We start from the raw sequence: 15,354 nt of genomic DNA, 5'->3' as shown, positions 1-15,354 counted from the left end.
TCCTGTAATAATTCTCTGCATAAAAAATGATAAAATAGTTATGTACTGTTAAGGAGTGAATCATGCCCGCAAGAAAATTAGAAGCTTATGAGTTTGAACAAACTTCCGAATCGAATCAAACTCCGCTTTATCAAGACTATACACTGGAAGCTCCTGTTAGCTCCAATTTAAAAGAGATTTTATTTTTTGTAAATATTGCTTGTTTTTGTATTTTTATGGTGTTTTTTAGTTTTATCTTTTTAGCCTTAAAATTGAACACGGCTTTATCATTTGTTGCTGCTATAGGGGCAAGCTTGGCACTCCTCCAACTCCAACGAAAGATCATTAAACGAAAAATTTCAAAATAAAGGTTGGTAGTGGTACCAACCTCTTTTCTAGTTATCAAAAAAGACAGTTATAGAACTGTCTTTTTATTTATTCTTACGTTTGGGAGGAGATTGAATAGCAATCTTAACTTCAAAAATTGTTCCTCTAGGCTTGTTATCTTTGACGGTAATCGTTCCTCGTAAAGCATCTACAATCTGCTTGGCCAAAGATAGTCCCAGACCAAAACCGCCTTTCTGACGGGTTCTCGCCTTGTCTACACGATAAAAGCGGTCAAAGATTTTCTTCTTATCGGCAGCTGTGATCCCAATTCCGTTATCCGTTACGGATAGATAGAGGTGGCGATCCGTAGCATGGACCACAAACTCAATTTTCCCATCTTCTTCAGTATACTTAATGGCATTATCAAATAAGATGGTCATGAGCTGTTTTAGAAGCAACTGATCGGTCATAAAGGGACGATAAATCCGATTTTCATACTCAAAAATACGATCATTTTCAGAAGCAATCAACTCATAGTTAGCAAAGGTCGTCTTAAAGAACTGTGGTGATACTTCTGCTATTTCTGGTTTGATTCCATCATCGCGACGTGCAAGGTTGAGAAGATTGGTCGTGAGGAAACGCATGTTGCGAACTTCTTCAAGACTAGAAGCGATGCTTTCGCTGGATTCCATAATCGTTGCCTCTGGTTTTCGAAAGAGAGTTTCTAAACGATTTTGTAAAACGGCCAAAGGCGTTCTCAGTTCGTGGCTCGCATTTTCAACAAAGGACTTCTGCTTTTGCATACTTTCCAGCAGAGGTTTGACACTGACACGTGCCAGGTAAACACTGGCAATTAAAGATAGGAGCCAGAAACTGGCCATGACCACTACGATTAAATGCTCATGGTTTTGGCTAATCTGCTCAAGCTGACTAGTGTTGATCAAGATTGCCGCATATTTGACATTACTTGAAACAGTGGATGAATTGGTTTCCATCAAGATCATCCGGTAGGTTTCTTCCAGACCGTAGCTATTGACAACTTGGATTTGACGAATGTGATTCAACTCTTTCTTGTCCAGCTTGATCTTATCCAAACCTAAAAAACGATTGCCCAGTAAGAGTTGGTTAAAATCCTTGTCAAAGAGCAAGACTTCCGTATTGGAGCTGACATTGGGTTTGATTTCAGCCTTGCTGGCATCCGCTGTTGCTGGTTGAATATCCTTGACTTCCTCAGTTGCCCGATTCAGGGCTAACTGGATAACCGCTTGGGGACTACTACTAAGAGCTTGGAGTTTTTCATCTACAGAAGTGTAGAGACTCGAGTGCATGACCTGGAGGATAATCAAGGTCATCGCAGAGAAGATCAGGGTGAACACTCCAAAGTTTCGAATGAAATAGCTGAAATCATCCGCATACCATGTTTTTTTTAGTTTATTGAACATCTTTTAAAATATACCCGACACTACGCAAGGTTTGAAGATTTTCAGCAAAGGCTGTACCCTTCAGTTTCTTACGAACTTTTGAGACATAGACTTCTACAACGGAAATAGTCGTATCGCTATCAAATCCCCATAGGCGGTCAAAAATTTGCGTCTTGGGAAGAATGACATTTTGATTTTGAAGGAAGTAAACCAATAACTCGAACTCTTTTCCGAGTAGTTCCACAGGAGTATCTTCCACCTTCACTTCATTCGTTGAAAGGTTGACGACAATATCCCCATAGGTCAAAGTGTTTTCGTTAAACTTACCTGAACGTTTGAGAAGGGCTTGGATCCGCATTTTGAGTTCTTCAAGGTAGAAAGGTTTGGTGAGGTAGTCATCCGCTCCAAGCTCAAAACCGTGTCCCTTGTCATCCAAACTCTCTTTGGCAGTCATGATAAGGACTGGTGTCGTAATTCCTTTTTCGCGCAACTCTTTTAAGACTTGGAAACCATTTTTTTCTGGCAACATCAGGTCAAGCAAAATCAAGTCATAGACGCCACTCTCAGCTTCATAGAGACCTTCTTCTCCATCAAAAACCTGCATGACATCTGCAAAATCATCTAAAAAGTCAAATACTGAGTTTGACAGGCCTAGGTCATCTTCTACTAATAAGATTTTTATCATCAGAAACTCCTCCTTGTTATGATTATTATACCAAAATTGCCTTAAAAAAAACTCAACTCTCTCTTCTTTTCAGATAGAAAGTTGAGTTTTTGTTTACATTTTGAACGAATTAAGCTTTGGCATATTGGGCTACAACAGCTTCGACTGCTGCTTTCTCACGCTTAATCAAGTCAACACGCGCTGCGATATCTTTGATACCCATACGAATGTTACGGCTAAGAGCAAGGTCAGAGAGTTGTGGCTCAAAGAAGGCCTTGTACTCTGCCAATCGTTGCTCTGTCTTAAATACATGGGCAGGTAGGATAACAAAGCTATCAAAGCTCATATCCCCACCAAGAGCTGCCTTGATCCAATCCCAGTTTTCACGCGCCCATACCCAAACAGTTTCTTGAGTTGTTTGATGATCTAGGAACTGGTAATACCAAGCAGACAAGTCTTGTGGTTTCACAACAAACTTATCCTTCCATGAACGAATCAAGGTTTGGATATTGTCAGCATCTGTACTGTAGGCTAGAGCTCCTGCCAACTGACGTTTGAAGACAGCATCTGTGGCATGAGTGTAGAGGTCAAGATAAGTTGCTACTAAGTCCTTGGTCTCATGGTGTTTCATCTCATTGATAAGAACTTGAGCACGGATGGCTGCTGGAAGTCCTGCAAGGTTCTCCTTATGAGTTGCAAAGATTTGGCTAGCGACTTGACTAGCTTCTGCATCATTTGAGCGAATCATCATAGAAACGGCCAACTGACGAACCAATTCATCCTCATCTGATTCTCCGTCTTTGGCTTCAAAGCCAAGACGGTCATAGTTGTGACGAGCCAATTTAGCAACCAGTGCTTTGAAGGCTATTTCAGCATCCGTTCCTTCATCAACAAAGCGCTCAAGGGCAGAAATCACTTGAGAAATAGCTGAAACGACAAGGTAAGATTCTTCCTTAGCAAGTTTATCAAGGACTGGGAGCAAGTCAGCATAAGAAATGTGCCCTGCTTCTGCAAGCAAACGACGTTCTTGAACGATTTGCAGTTTACTTGTGTTATCAAGTGTTTCTAAGTCAGCAAGAACAGCTTCTAACAAGTCTCCTTGATAGTCTGTAATGTAGTGGGCTGTATTTTCAGTGTTGAGACGAAGTGCTCCTTCGTTTTCAGCAAGAAGAGCAGCATAGCCAGGGATTTCGATACTTTCAGTTTCAAGTGTGTCTGGTAGGCCTTTCCAGTTGCTGTTCAGTGGAACAACCCAGAGACGGTTCTTGTCTTCGTGCTCACCGATAAAGAATTGTTTTTGTGAAATCTTCAAGACATCATTTTCAACTTTGACAGTGAGAACTGGATAACCAGGTTGTTCCAACCAAGAATCCATGAAGGCTGCAACATCACGACCTGATGCTTGACCAAGGGCATTCCATAGGTCACGACCAATGGTATTTCCATATTGGTGCTTTTCAAAGTAGGCATGCAAGCCTTTGGCAAAATCAGCATCGCCGAGCCAACGACGAAGCATGTGCATGAGACGGCTTCCTTTGGCATAGACGATAGCTCCATCAAAGAGCGTATTGATTTCATCTGGGTGTTTGACTTCGACATGGACAGACTGAACGCCATCCGTCGCATCACGTTTAAGCGCAGCTGGAACACCACCTGTTTGGAAATCTTCAAAGATATTCCAACTTGGCTCGATGGCATCCACACAGACGTATTCCATCATGTTTGCGAAACTTTCATTAAGCCAAAGGTCATCCCACCATTTCATAGTCACGAGGTTACCAAACCATTGGTGAGCCAACTCATGTGCCACAACAAGGGCAACTTGTTGTCGACTAGCAAAGGTTGAGTTCTCATCCACAACCAAGTAAACTTCACGATAAGTCACTAGACCCCAGTTTTCCATAGCACCAGCTGAGAAGTCAGGAAGGGCGATGTGGAGCGATTGAGGAATTGGATACTTAACTCCGTAGTAATCTTCGTAGAACTCAATTGAGCGAACAGCGATGTCTAATGAGAAATCAAGGTTAGATAGTGGGTGGGCTTTGGTTGAGTAGATACCTACGAGGGTACCGTTTTTAGTTTTAGCGGTCACCCCTTGCAAATCACCAGCAACAAAAGCTAACAAGTAAGAAGACATGCGAGGTGTTGTCTCAAACTTCCAGATACCTGTTTCCTTACGGTCTTCCACATCAATTTCTGGCATGTTTGACAAGGCAACTTCACCTTCTGCTTGGTCAAAACGTAGAGCGAGGTCAAAAGTTGCTTTGGCTTCAGGCTCATCCACACATGGGAAGGCTTCACGCGCAAAATGGCTTTCAAACTGAGTAGACAGGACTTCCTTCTTGACACCATCAACTGTGTAATAAGAAGGGTAAATCCCTGTCATGTTGTCTGTGATTTTTCCTGAAAAAGCAATAACCAGTTCAACTTGACCAGCCTCAGCCAATTCGATATGAAGAGCTTCATTGTCATGGTCAACTGTAAACGGACGAGCTTGACCCGCGACTTCTACAGAAGTGATTTCCAAGTCTTTTTGGTGAAGGGAAATACGGTCACTCTGTGCTTGACCAGTAATGGTCACCTTACCAGAAAACGTTTTGGTCTCACGACTCAAGTCTAAAAATAAATCATAATGTTCAGGAACAAATTGCTTAATAAAATGTTCAACTGCTTGCATAGTTTTCTCCTATTCTAAGTTTAAGAGCTGCTACTCTTCTTCAAACAAACTTATTATATCATGTTTTGCTTGATAAAAAAGGATTGGACGGTGATTTCCAAAACTTTCTTCCTTCTATCTGTCTACAGAGGGTAAACCTTGCGAAATTCTTCCAAAACAACTTCGCTGTCAGGTGTAAAAGCCAGCCCAACCTCTCTCAGCCACTCGGCGAAATAATCTTCATGAACCTGACGCCAATAGGCTAGGGATTTATCACCTTCCCCTTCCTTAAAAGCATGTTCAGCAGAAACTTGATTGAAAGGCTGAACGGAAACCTTTGTAATTTCGACAATGCAGACAGCCCGATCTTGGCCATCTAAAATGACGTCAAATGTTCCTTCTCGTGGAAGTGGTTCGTTATCAACTGCATAAAGATCATAGGCTGAGGCGGTTGCTGTCTTTTCGCCTCTTAGAACTAAGTCTGCCAAGAAATCAGCTTCTACTCCAAAAGCCCAGGCATCTATCTCATCTCCGATAGAAGGGTTGATTTTCTTGTATGCATTCCACATTTCTTGCGGTGTCATGGGTCACTCCTTTGTAATTTTTTACTTACTTCTTTTACACGTTTGAGGTGGTCTGGATGATCAATATCTAAATCAAAAATCTCTGGAATAGAACTATAGTGGATAATACACTTGATACCCATCTGATTCGTTTTTTGTATGAAAGAAGCATTCAGATAGCCTGCTACAGCAAAGTCAATCTTTTTCATCCTTGCTTTATCCTGCATATCTCTCAGCATATCTAACATTATTGGACTTTCTATATCATGCCATTGACTATTTCTCACAGTCGCAAAAACAAAAGAAGTCAAATCATTCATTCCAACTATAATCTTTGAAATACCAGTTTCCAGTATCCTGTCCAAGTCAAAATAAGCTGACGGTAATTCAATCATTGTACCGACTTTTCCAGTAAAACCATGCTCACGCAATACTTTAATAGCTTGTTTTAATTGGTCGGCATCATTGACAAAAGGAAAAATAACAGACAGATTGGGATTGGTTTGATAAACTTCTGTAACGACATGTGCTTCAGCCTGAAATTCATCAGGACACGCCAGCAAGCGCCTAGTTCCTCTATAACCAAACAAGGGATGATTTTCATCAAAATGCTCTTTAGTCCCCTCTAAACAATTAGCTTCTGTATTTGTTAACTCTGAAAAACGATACCAAACCTCTTCATCTGAGTACAAGGAGCAAATGGTATCTAGATAATCTTTTACAAATTGCTGGCAACTTGCTAATAGGATGTTTTGATTAAGCTCTCTCAACAAATATTCTCCACGAATCATACCGACGTGGTGCAATAACTGAGGATAAACTTTTTCAACAATTTGTTCTCCACTAAGGACAAGTTGGTTTCTCATCATTCACCTTCCAATTCATGTAAGAAGTCTTGTCCAGCTCTGGAAATCCTAATAATTCAGACTTGACCTTCAAGACTAATGGTGATGCATTTTCTTCTGTTATTTTCTGAATATCCATCCAAATATATCCGAGTGAATCATTCGCACCATCAGAGACAGCTTCCGAAATTCTAACTTGAGCTTCCTTCTTGTTTATCTCAATATCATAAAAAGCCATGATATGGTGAACCATAAAATTTGTTAACTCTTCCCTGACGAAAACATCGTAGATTCGAGGATTGGAGTAGCTTCTAACAGTAAATCCTGTTTCTTCCATAACTTCTCTAATCAGCGTTTCCGTCAATCCTTCACCAAGTTGCTGACTGCCACCAGGTATATCATAACGATGTTGATAAGGGCCTCTCGTTTTTTCAATGCAGAGTAACTTCCCGTTTTCAAAGCAAACAGCATAGACTCCAAAGTGTTTTTTGATTTCCATCTATCTCCTCCTACTTCAAAGACCAGCCACCATCAATGGTCAGGATTTGTCCTTGCATGGCGCTCGCTTTTCCACTTGCTAAGAAAAGGCTAATCTCTGCTACTTCCTCTGGCTCGATCCAGCGCTTGATTGGCGTTTCACTAGCCACCCAGTCAGCCAATCCACCTGGCTCAAAGTCGGCAGCAGTCATGGCTGTCTTGACTGCCCCTGGAGCAATCCCAAAAATCTGAATACCAGCCTCAGCATAGTCTAGAGCCAACTGCTTGGTAAAGCCAGCTAAGGCGTGCTTAGACGAGGTATAGGCGTGACCACCTCCGCCAGCTAGACTTGAAGCAATCGAACACATATTGATGATGATTCCTTTTTTATTTTCCAGCATTTGCGTCAAATAATAGCGAGTCAACTCAACAGGAGTCACATAGTTGATTTCAAAAATCTCTTGAATTTCCTGGGCTGATTGTTCCAAAAGTGGTTTGTAATCATCCAAAACTCCAGCAGTATTGCACAAAACATCAATCTGAGGACACCAGTCAAAAATAGGCTCCAAGTCCAAGGTCAAATCTCTCTGTAAAAAGTGAAAATCACCCTCTAAAACTGGATTTTCACCTTGGTCAACTCCATAAACTTGATAGCCATTCTCTAAAAAGAGGCGAGCTTGAGCTAGACCGATCCCTGAACTCACTCCCGTAATCAATACACGTCTAGTCATGCACTTCTACCCAATCCGTCGCCAAAACATCACAAGGTGTCGGGCTCCACATAGAAAAACCTTCCCCTTCTCCAGAAACGTTGATGAGGAAATAAGGCGTTACTTCAAGTGCAACCCCGTTTTGCTCGATAGTGTCAAAAAGCTGCACATAGTTTTCAGCCCCTCCCCAACCAGTTCGTACATATTTTTTCTTAGCCTTTAATCCAGGCAATATTTCTTCAAATGTCATGTTCTTCTCCTTTAATTCTAAATTCTTAATTTAATTATAACAAAAAACCGTTTTCCAACGGCTTTTTGACTGTATCTTAGTTCAATAAAACTAATAGCTATCCAATTTTTTTATTATTTCAGTTCAATCAATTTATTGTAGATTTTCTCAGTCAGTTCTTTCTGTTGCGTTCCTGTTAAATGGTGCGAAGTGCGAATTAATATGGTTCCATAAACATAGTGTGACCCAGGATTTAAAGCAGTTCCATCAAAAGCACTAATATAAGTATTGCGTTTCTCTGCATCTTCTTTTGTCTTATAAACTTCTATATCTCCACCAGCATCATTACCTTTTTGAACAATATCTGAGCCTTCTACAGATTCATTCACTTGCTTGTCAACAAAATATACAGACGCTGTATACCCTCCTTGTTTATTTAATTTTTTATTGGGGTCATTATCCTCCGTAACAGATTGTACTCCAGTAATTGATTCAATTTCTTTGAGTCTTTCTTCGATAAAAGAACTTGAAGGATTTGTAATTTGTTTTAATTGAAGAATGCTATTTTGATAGTGAGTCAATTTTTCAGATAAATTCTTTTTTATTTCACTATAATCTGATGGTTGACTTAATTCTTCAATTTGCTTCTCAATTTGCTCAGTTTGTTTTTCAATATCTGGTATTTTACGAAGTGAATCTTGGCTATCCTTTATAGTAGATTTCAATTCTTCCAATGTCTTAGAATCAAGAGGTTCTTCATTATTATCAATAACTTTTTCAGCCTCAGCTATCTGATCTTCAACTTCTTTATTTTTTTCATTTAAATCCTTTACTACATCTTCAAACTTAGTTACAGCAGCTTGATGTGGTGCATAGGATAAGAAATAGTATCCTGTTGCTAATCCTAAAGCGATAAAAGTAATAAGCCCGACAATCATTGATTTCTTCATTTTAAACTCCTTGATTTATAAATAATTTCTTTTATATTTTAATATATCGTTTTATAAATTTCAAGTTTGGAAAGCTATTCAATCAACTCATTGTCTAATAAAAAGCCTGTCAAGCCCTTCCTCATAAAAAAGAGGCTGGAATTCCAACCTTTATTTTAAATATTAGCGTGAAATAAAACGTTGAAGAATGCGTTCCATAGCTGAATTTGGAAGCAACTTGGTTAATCGGATAATAAAGCGATAGCCTCTTCCAGGATAATAAGACGATTTATTACGCTTCAGAGCTGCAAGCGATTCTTTTGCACACTGCTGAGGCGTGATTTCAACCTTTTTCAATGGATTATGCGTCGCAAAATCTTGGGAGGAAGACGAACTGCTGCTGTTCCCGAAATTCGTAGCAACAGGTCCCGGTTGAATCTCTGTTATATGGACACCAGTCCCTTTTAAATCAATCCGAAGACCTCTGACCAGCCCATGGATGAGATTTTTGCTGGCGGAGTAATGAACCAGACTGGGCATGGGATGTGTTGCCGCTCCTGCTCCGATAAACAGAATATTTCCCTTGTTTTTGATGATGGCTTTTAAAAATGCCTGAGTCAGCAGGGTCGGCGCCATTGCATTGGTCACCACAGCCTTTTCGACAGTCTCAAGAGGCAGACTGTCAGCCAATCCGCTCACTCCGTAGCCTACATTGTTTACTAGGCTATCAATATCAAGATTTAAATCTTCAATCTGCTCAATACAGCGGTGGATGCCCTCAATCGTTGATAAGTCAGCACTGATTAGGAAAATCTTTAAATTCGGATTCATTGTTATCAGTACTTCTTTAGCCTGAGTCAGCCTTGTCAAATTTCGTGCTACAAGGACAATATGATCGGCATCTTTTGCCAATAATTTTGCAATTTCCAGTCCTATTCCAGAGCTTCCCCCTGTGACAATAACATTTTTCATCTATCTACTCACCCTTCCCTGTTTCTAACCTATTCACTACTATACTCTTAAGCAGCAGCTTTGTCAAATCAAAACATTTCCGCTATTCGTCTAAAGTTAGAAAATAAAAAAACGATAACCACTTTTCAGTAGCTATCGTTGATTTGTTTTGATTAGTCCTTCCCACCAAGTTTGCTGTTGATGGTCATCATGATGCTGGCTATCTTCTCACCCCAGTATGGATCAGAAGCATAGCGAACATTCATTCCGGTCGCTTTATTTCCGAGGTGGTCTCTGCCATAGTCAATGTAATTCTCACGGATCCACTTGGCCGCTCCGAGAATTCCTTTGTCCACATCATCAAAGCTCTTGGCTGATAGATATGGGCTAGTATCATAGGCTGCAATACCAAAGAAGTTGTTCTTATCTCTGGCAATTTGACTGCGTCCCCACGCACTTTCAAGAGCGCTATGTGCCATCAAGTAAAGGGCGTTGACACCGTAGCGTTCCTCAGCTTCTTTGAAAGTCGCTCCTTTACCTGCAAGAGGACTATCCTGCAAGTTCATCAACGAATACAGTTTATCCAATTCAGCTGCACTATAATTACTTGGTTCTCTCAAGTTTTTATAAAGGAAAGGATTTTTAATGGTAAAGCCATCAAAATGCTCTCCATCAGTTGAGTAGTACTTCTTACCAATAATCATTGCAGATGTGTGTGGAGCTACTTTGATACTCGTATAAGGAGAGAGTTCATGGTAGAGGAATTTCCCATCACTAGTATAATGAGGGATAAACTCGCTTCCTTCATCTACTGCTGTCAAATCACTTTGATTCATATAGCCAGACAAGCCAGAAATCGAAACTGCAAGTCGGCCACCTTTTCGCGTCGAGCTATCCAGTGAAACAATGCTTCCTTGGTTAATGTAACTTAAGATTTCTCCAGATACACTGTAGACATAGGCTGTGATGGGTTTAACTTTGTAATATTTGGTTTTATCCGCAACATGCCATCTACCAGAAGCATCCAAGGTATGACCATCCACAGTTTCATTTTTTGCCATATAACCGCCGGATTTAAGGTAGTACCATGATTGGTCGGATGAATCGTAGATTAATTCTTTCTCAGCCATCTTTCCATTTGACTTGAGGTAGAACCAGTTATTCTTGTACCATACCCACTCACTCGCAGCCATATAACCACCAGATTTGAGATAGTAATAACCATTATCCCAGATCCATTCTTTATCAGCATAATTCCCATCAGAGTTGATATAGAACCAAGAGTTATAATTCTTATCAAAGAGCCAACCTTTATCTGCTTTTGCTCCACTGCTCGTCACATAGCTACGGTCAATCCAAGTTTCTGTGGAGAGGTAGCCACCGGATTTGAAATGGTAATCCTTGCCTTTGATCGTTTCCCAGCCTTTTTCAGCATAGGTTCCGTCTGCTTGCAAGTAAAACCACGAGTTATAATTCTTGTCAAAGAGCCATTCGGATTTCAGTTTAGCTCCACTCTTTGCAACATAGAAGCGGTCAATCCAACGTTCAGTAGAAAGATAGCCTCCAAATTTGAAATGGTAATCTTTACCTTTAATCGTTTCCCAGCCTTTTTCGGCATAGCTACCGTCTGCTTTCAAGTAAAACCAAGAATCGTAATTCTTATCAAAGAGCCATTCGGATTTCAGTTTGGCTCCACTCTTTGCAACATAGAAGCGGCCAATCCAGCGCTCGGTAGAAAGATAGCCTCCAAATTTGAAATGGTAGTCCTTTCCATCTATGGTTTGCCAGCCATTTTCAGCATAGGTACCATCTTGTTGAATGTAGAACCAACTGCTATAGTTGTCATCATAAATCCAACCTTGTTTGACCTTATTACCATTTTCTGACAAATAGTTCTTACCAAGCCAAGTACTTTTCAGCATTTTACCTTGAGAATTAACGTAGTATTGGTTTCCACCTTGAGTGACCCACTCATCTTTGGCCATTTTCCCATCTTCTTTAAGGTAATATTTTTCCTGACCTTGTTGGATCCACTCATTTTGAGCTTTCTGACCATCAGACTTGAGATAATACCAGGATTGGTTTTCTTGGTCAAACACCCATTGATTCTTGACCCTAGCACCACTTTCAGCTACATAGTACTGGTTAATCCACATTTTTGTAGCTAATTTTCCAGCTTCGTTAAAATAGTAATCCTTACCACCAACAGTCAGCCAGCCGTTTTCTGCACGTTGTCCATCAGCCTTAAGATAAAACCAATTCTGATACGTTTGGTCAAAGATCCATTGGTTGGTTACTTGTTTTCCATCAGCTTTGAGGTAGGTCTTTCCTTGCCAAGTACCTTCTTCGGCTTTTGCTGTTTCTACTACAGTAAAAAAACACCCCAATAAGCCAGCACTTACTAGGGCCACTTTCCATCGTTTCATTTAAATGCTCCAATAACGTTTTCTAAACCCTATTGTAACATAGTTAACCAACGGAAATATTACAAATTGATGAAGATTCTGTGTCTTGTTGACGATAAGGGGTGTCTAGCTTATCTCAGACTGGCTTTGACTTCCTGACGGAGATCTTCCAAGCTGCTAATGCCATATTTATCCATAACTTTTGGTAGATGTTCGATGATATCAGGACAGGCATAAGGATTGGTAAAGTTGGCTGTTCCAACACCGATGGCAGACGCTCCAGCCAGATACATTTCTAAAGCAGCTTCTGCCGAATCTACTCCTCCCATTCCAATGATGGGCAGGTCTGTTGTTTGGGCGACTTGACGGATGAGTTTGAGCGCTACTGGAAAGACTGCTGGACCAGACATCCCACCTGTTCCATTGGCTAGGATTGGTTTTCTGGTTTTAAGGTCAAAGCGCATACCGACTAGAGTATTGATCATGGTTAAGCCACTTGCCCCTGCATCCTCTGCTGCTTTTGCGACGGTGACAATATCCGTCACGCTAGGAGTTAACTTAACATAAACTGGCACATCAGAGGCTTCCACAGCTGCCTTTACCACTTCATAAGCTAGATCAGGATCTTGCCCAATCAAAAGTCCATGATTGCCGTGATCTACGTTGGGGCAGGAGATATTGAGCTCGATAGCTTTTACATTGGCTGCCTTGGAAATCCCCTGAGAAACGGCAGCGTACTCTTGTTTTGAAAAGCCAGCTACATTAGCGATGATAGGAAGTGTTGGATATTCTCTTTCCAACCAAGGCAGTTTTTCAGCTAAAACAGCTTCTAAACCAGGATTTTGCAGACCGATTGCATTGAGCATACCAGCAGGCGTTTCTGCCACCCTGGGAGTAGGATTGCCAAAACGTGGTTCTAGAGTCGTTGCCTTAATCATAATGGAGCCTAAAAGGTCTAAATCATAGTACTTGGCATACTCTTGGCCAAAACCAAAACAGCCCGATGCTGGAATGATGGGATTTTTCAAATCCAAGCCCGGTAGAGAAACTTGTAAACGTTTGTTAGTCATGACTTTCTCCTTATAATACAACTGTTCCTGTGCGGAAAACAGGGCCATCTTCACAGACGCGTTGGCTGACGGTCTCACTATCTGGCACTTTTAGAACGCAGGCATAGCAAGCTCCCATCCCACAAGCCATACGAGATTCTAGAGATAGATAGGCTCTTGGATGATCATAAAAGGTTTGATTGATATACTTCATCATTCCCGGAGCACCACATGAGTAAACCGCATCAAATTGACTGTCTAAATCATTGATAACAACAGAAACATTTCCCTTGATGCCATAAGAACCATCATCTGTCGTTACAAAGACCTGACCATATTGGGCCAATTCGGTTTCGAGAATAACAGCATCCTTAGTCGCAAAACCGAGGACTGTCACTACTGTCACCCCACGCGCATGCAATTCCTTGGCCACCTCAAGCAAGGGTGGAACACCAATCCCCCCACCAACGAGGAGAACTTGGCTCTGATTGTCTAAATCAGACAAGTCAAACCCATTTCCCTGAGGCCCCATCACATCAAGAGTATCTCCCTGACCTAATGTTGAAAAAATAGCTGTCCCAGCCCCCTCAATCCGATAAATAAGGTGACACTGCTTGTTTGCTTTGTCAATAGACGAAATTGAAATAGGGCGGCGCAAGAGATGGGCGTCATCAGGCACACGCAGATGAAGAAATTGGCCAGCTCGCATGGCTTCAACCATCTCCCCTTCTAGGACTAATTCAAAGATTGCTGGTGCGATTTCCCCCTGAGCAACCACCTTCATGGTTTCCAAACGAATGGCACCCAAGCGCTTCTTACATGTGGGATTCATGATTCTTCCTCCTTAAATTTTAAGGGGACCAGATAAAGAAAAGACCTTGCTAATGCAAGGCCTCAGTTAGGTTAGGCTAGAACTCATGCGCACACTTAAAAAGTCTCCACAGAGAGCCCACTATCCCTTTTATCTGACACCTTGTGAGTCTCTCTGGACTCCCCTTAAAGGTTAAATTTTTATTAGTATACTCTTTCAAAGAAAAAAAGTCAAGTAGAAAACGAACATTCTACTTGACTTCATGGGATTATTTTTCACGAATGACTTCGACCTTGTAGCCATCAGGATCCTTGATAAAGTAATAGTTTGGTGCAGTTCCTGGAAGTCCATTAGGCTCTGTAACTTCATAGCCTTTAGCACTATGTTCTTGATGTAGGGCCTCAAGGTCAGGTGTGCTGAGAGCGATATGGGCAAAGCCATCTCCCACCACGTAAGGACCGTGATCGTAGTTATAGGTCAACTCCAACTCATAGTCATCCCCCTCAAGTCCTAGATAGACAATGGTGAAAGCATGATCTGGAAAATCTCTGCGACGCAATTCTTTAAAACCAAAAGCATCTTGATAAAATGCAATTGATTTTTCAAGGTTTTCTACTCGCAAGCAAGTGTGTAACATTTTTGAAGCCATATGTTCTCCTTTATTTTTAAAAAGACTGGGACAATCCTGTTCCAGTCTTATCAATTATTATTTACCAAGTTTTGCTTTAGCTGCATCTGCAAGAGCTGTGAAAGCTGCTGCATCGTTAACAGCCAAGTCAGCAAGCATTTTACGGTTAACTTCGATCTCAGCCAATTTCAAACCATGCATCAATTGTGAGTATGAAAGTCCGTTCAAACGAGCTGCCGCATTGATACGAGTGATCCACAATTTACGGAAGTCACGTTTTTTCTGACGACGGTCACGGTATGCATAGTAGTAAGAGTTCATTACTTGTTCTTTTGCAGTACGGAACAAGATGTGTTTAGCTCCATAGTAACCTTTTGCTAATTTAAGAATACGTTTACGACGTTTGCGTGATACAACGCCACCTTTAACACGTGCCATGTTTTATTTCCTCCAAATATTTCCTAGAATTGTTTACTTACTGTTAGGCTATTATTTCAAGCGAGTAAGCATTGCTTTGATACGTTTGAAATCTCCTGAATGCACCATAGATGCTTTACGAAGATGACGACGTTGTTTCTTAGTTTTTCCGTGGAAACGGTGAGAAGTGTAAGCACGGAAACGTTTAAGTCCACCAGAACCTGTACGTTTGAAACGTTTAGCTGATGCGCGGTGTGTTTTTTGTTTTGGCATGATTTTTTCTCCTTTATTTA

General features: G+C 41.0%; 17 protein-coding genes. 1 reads left to right on the top strand and 16 read right to left on the bottom strand.

Annotation, left to right across the window (positions count from 1 at the left end; genetic code table 11):
- Window positions 1-62 precede the first annotated feature (62 nt).
- Entirely contained in the window at window positions 63-347 is a 285-nt protein-coding gene (locus ATE37_RS00405) for a DUF3270 domain-containing protein (protein WP_001111515.1), read from the top strand.
- Window positions 348-410: 63 nt separating this feature from the next.
- Here ATE37_RS00405 and ATE37_RS00400 read toward each other — a convergent pair whose 3' ends face one another.
- From ATE37_RS00400 to rpmI, 16 genes are all read right to left on the bottom strand, one after another.
- Window positions 411-1,748 (bottom strand): sensor histidine kinase, encoded by a 1,338-nt coding sequence (locus ATE37_RS00400; protein WP_084867080.1) that lies wholly within the window; start codon window positions 1,746-1,748, stop codon window positions 411-413.
- A complete protein-coding gene (gene ciaR, locus ATE37_RS00395; protein ID WP_000590630.1) occupies window positions 1,738-2,412 on the bottom strand; it encodes a two-component system response regulator CiaR in 675 nt (224 codons plus the stop codon). Before ciaR ends, ATE37_RS00400 begins: the two co-directional genes overlap by 11 nt.
- Before the next feature lie 109 nt (window positions 2,413-2,521).
- Window positions 2,522-5,068, bottom strand: a complete 2,547-nt coding sequence (locus ATE37_RS00390) for a M1 family metallopeptidase (protein ID WP_084867078.1) — start codon at window positions 5,066-5,068, stop codon at window positions 2,522-2,524.
- Window positions 5,069-5,190: 122 nt separating this feature from the next.
- Window positions 5,191-5,631, bottom strand: a complete 441-nt coding sequence (locus ATE37_RS00385) for an ASCH domain-containing protein (protein WP_084867077.1) — start codon at window positions 5,629-5,631, stop codon at window positions 5,191-5,193.
- Entirely contained in the window at window positions 5,628-6,476 is an 849-nt protein-coding gene (locus tag ATE37_RS00380) for a putative PEP-binding protein (RefSeq protein WP_084867075.1), read from the bottom strand. The genes ATE37_RS00385 and ATE37_RS00380 overlap by 4 nt, the downstream gene beginning before the upstream one ends.
- Window positions 6,454-6,954: an NUDIX hydrolase gene (locus tag ATE37_RS00375; RefSeq protein WP_084867074.1), complete on the bottom strand. Its 501-nt coding sequence runs from the start codon at window positions 6,952-6,954 to the stop codon at window positions 6,454-6,456. The genes ATE37_RS00380 and ATE37_RS00375 overlap by 23 nt, the downstream gene beginning before the upstream one ends.
- A 10-nt stretch (window positions 6,955-6,964) precedes the next feature.
- Window positions 6,965-7,663: a 3-oxoacyl-ACP reductase gene (locus tag ATE37_RS00370; RefSeq protein WP_084867072.1), complete on the bottom strand. Its 699-nt coding sequence runs from the start codon at window positions 7,661-7,663 to the stop codon at window positions 6,965-6,967.
- A complete protein-coding gene (locus tag ATE37_RS00365; RefSeq protein WP_000141913.1) occupies window positions 7,656-7,892 on the bottom strand; it encodes a DUF2829 domain-containing protein in 237 nt (78 codons plus the stop codon). The genes ATE37_RS00370 and ATE37_RS00365 overlap by 8 nt, the downstream gene beginning before the upstream one ends.
- Window positions 7,893-8,005: 113 nt before the next feature.
- Window positions 8,006-8,821 carry a kinetochore Spc7 family protein gene (locus ATE37_RS00360; protein ID WP_084867071.1) on the bottom strand — a complete coding sequence of 272 codons (816 nt, stop codon included), beginning with the start codon at window positions 8,819-8,821 and terminating at the stop codon, window positions 8,006-8,008.
- A 162-nt stretch (window positions 8,822-8,983) separates the two neighbouring features.
- Complete coding sequence (locus ATE37_RS00355) at window positions 8,984-9,772, bottom strand: SDR family NAD(P)-dependent oxidoreductase (RefSeq protein WP_084867069.1); 789 nt, start codon at window positions 9,770-9,772, stop codon at window positions 8,984-8,986.
- 152 nt (window positions 9,773-9,924) lie between these two features.
- Entirely contained in the window at window positions 9,925-12,177 is a 2,253-nt protein-coding gene (locus ATE37_RS00350; RefSeq protein ID WP_084867068.1) for a glucosaminidase domain-containing protein, read from the bottom strand.
- A 110-nt stretch (window positions 12,178-12,287) separates the two neighbouring features.
- On the bottom strand, window positions 12,288-13,274 hold the full coding sequence (locus tag ATE37_RS00345) for a dihydroorotate dehydrogenase (RefSeq protein WP_180382740.1): 987 nt from the start codon (window positions 13,272-13,274) through the stop codon (window positions 12,288-12,290).
- Window positions 13,237-14,037, bottom strand: a complete 801-nt coding sequence (locus tag ATE37_RS00340; RefSeq protein ID WP_084867065.1) for a dihydroorotate dehydrogenase electron transfer subunit — start codon at window positions 14,035-14,037, stop codon at window positions 13,237-13,239. The genes ATE37_RS00345 and ATE37_RS00340 overlap by 38 nt, the downstream gene beginning before the upstream one ends.
- A 247-nt stretch (window positions 14,038-14,284) precedes the next feature.
- On the bottom strand, window positions 14,285-14,665 hold the full coding sequence (gene gloA / locus ATE37_RS00335; protein WP_000157151.1) for a lactoylglutathione lyase: 381 nt from the start codon (window positions 14,663-14,665) through the stop codon (window positions 14,285-14,287).
- A gap of 57 nt (window positions 14,666-14,722) precedes the next feature.
- Window positions 14,723-15,082, bottom strand: a complete 360-nt coding sequence (rplT, locus tag ATE37_RS00330; protein WP_000124830.1) for a 50S ribosomal protein L20 — start codon at window positions 15,080-15,082, stop codon at window positions 14,723-14,725.
- A gap of 51 nt (window positions 15,083-15,133) precedes the next feature.
- Window positions 15,134-15,334, bottom strand: coding sequence for a 50S ribosomal protein L35 (gene rpmI / locus ATE37_RS00325; protein WP_001125942.1), 201 nt, complete (start codon window positions 15,332-15,334; stop codon window positions 15,134-15,136).
- Window positions 15,335-15,354: the final 20 nt, after the last annotated feature.

Origin of the sequence: Streptococcus oralis subsp. tigurinus (assembly GCF_002093575.1) — a bacterium.
In the GTDB taxonomy this organism is placed as follows: Bacteria; Bacillota; Bacilli; order Lactobacillales; family Streptococcaceae; genus Streptococcus; species Streptococcus oralis_CH.
This window is presented reverse-complemented; position numbering and strand designations above follow the sequence as displayed.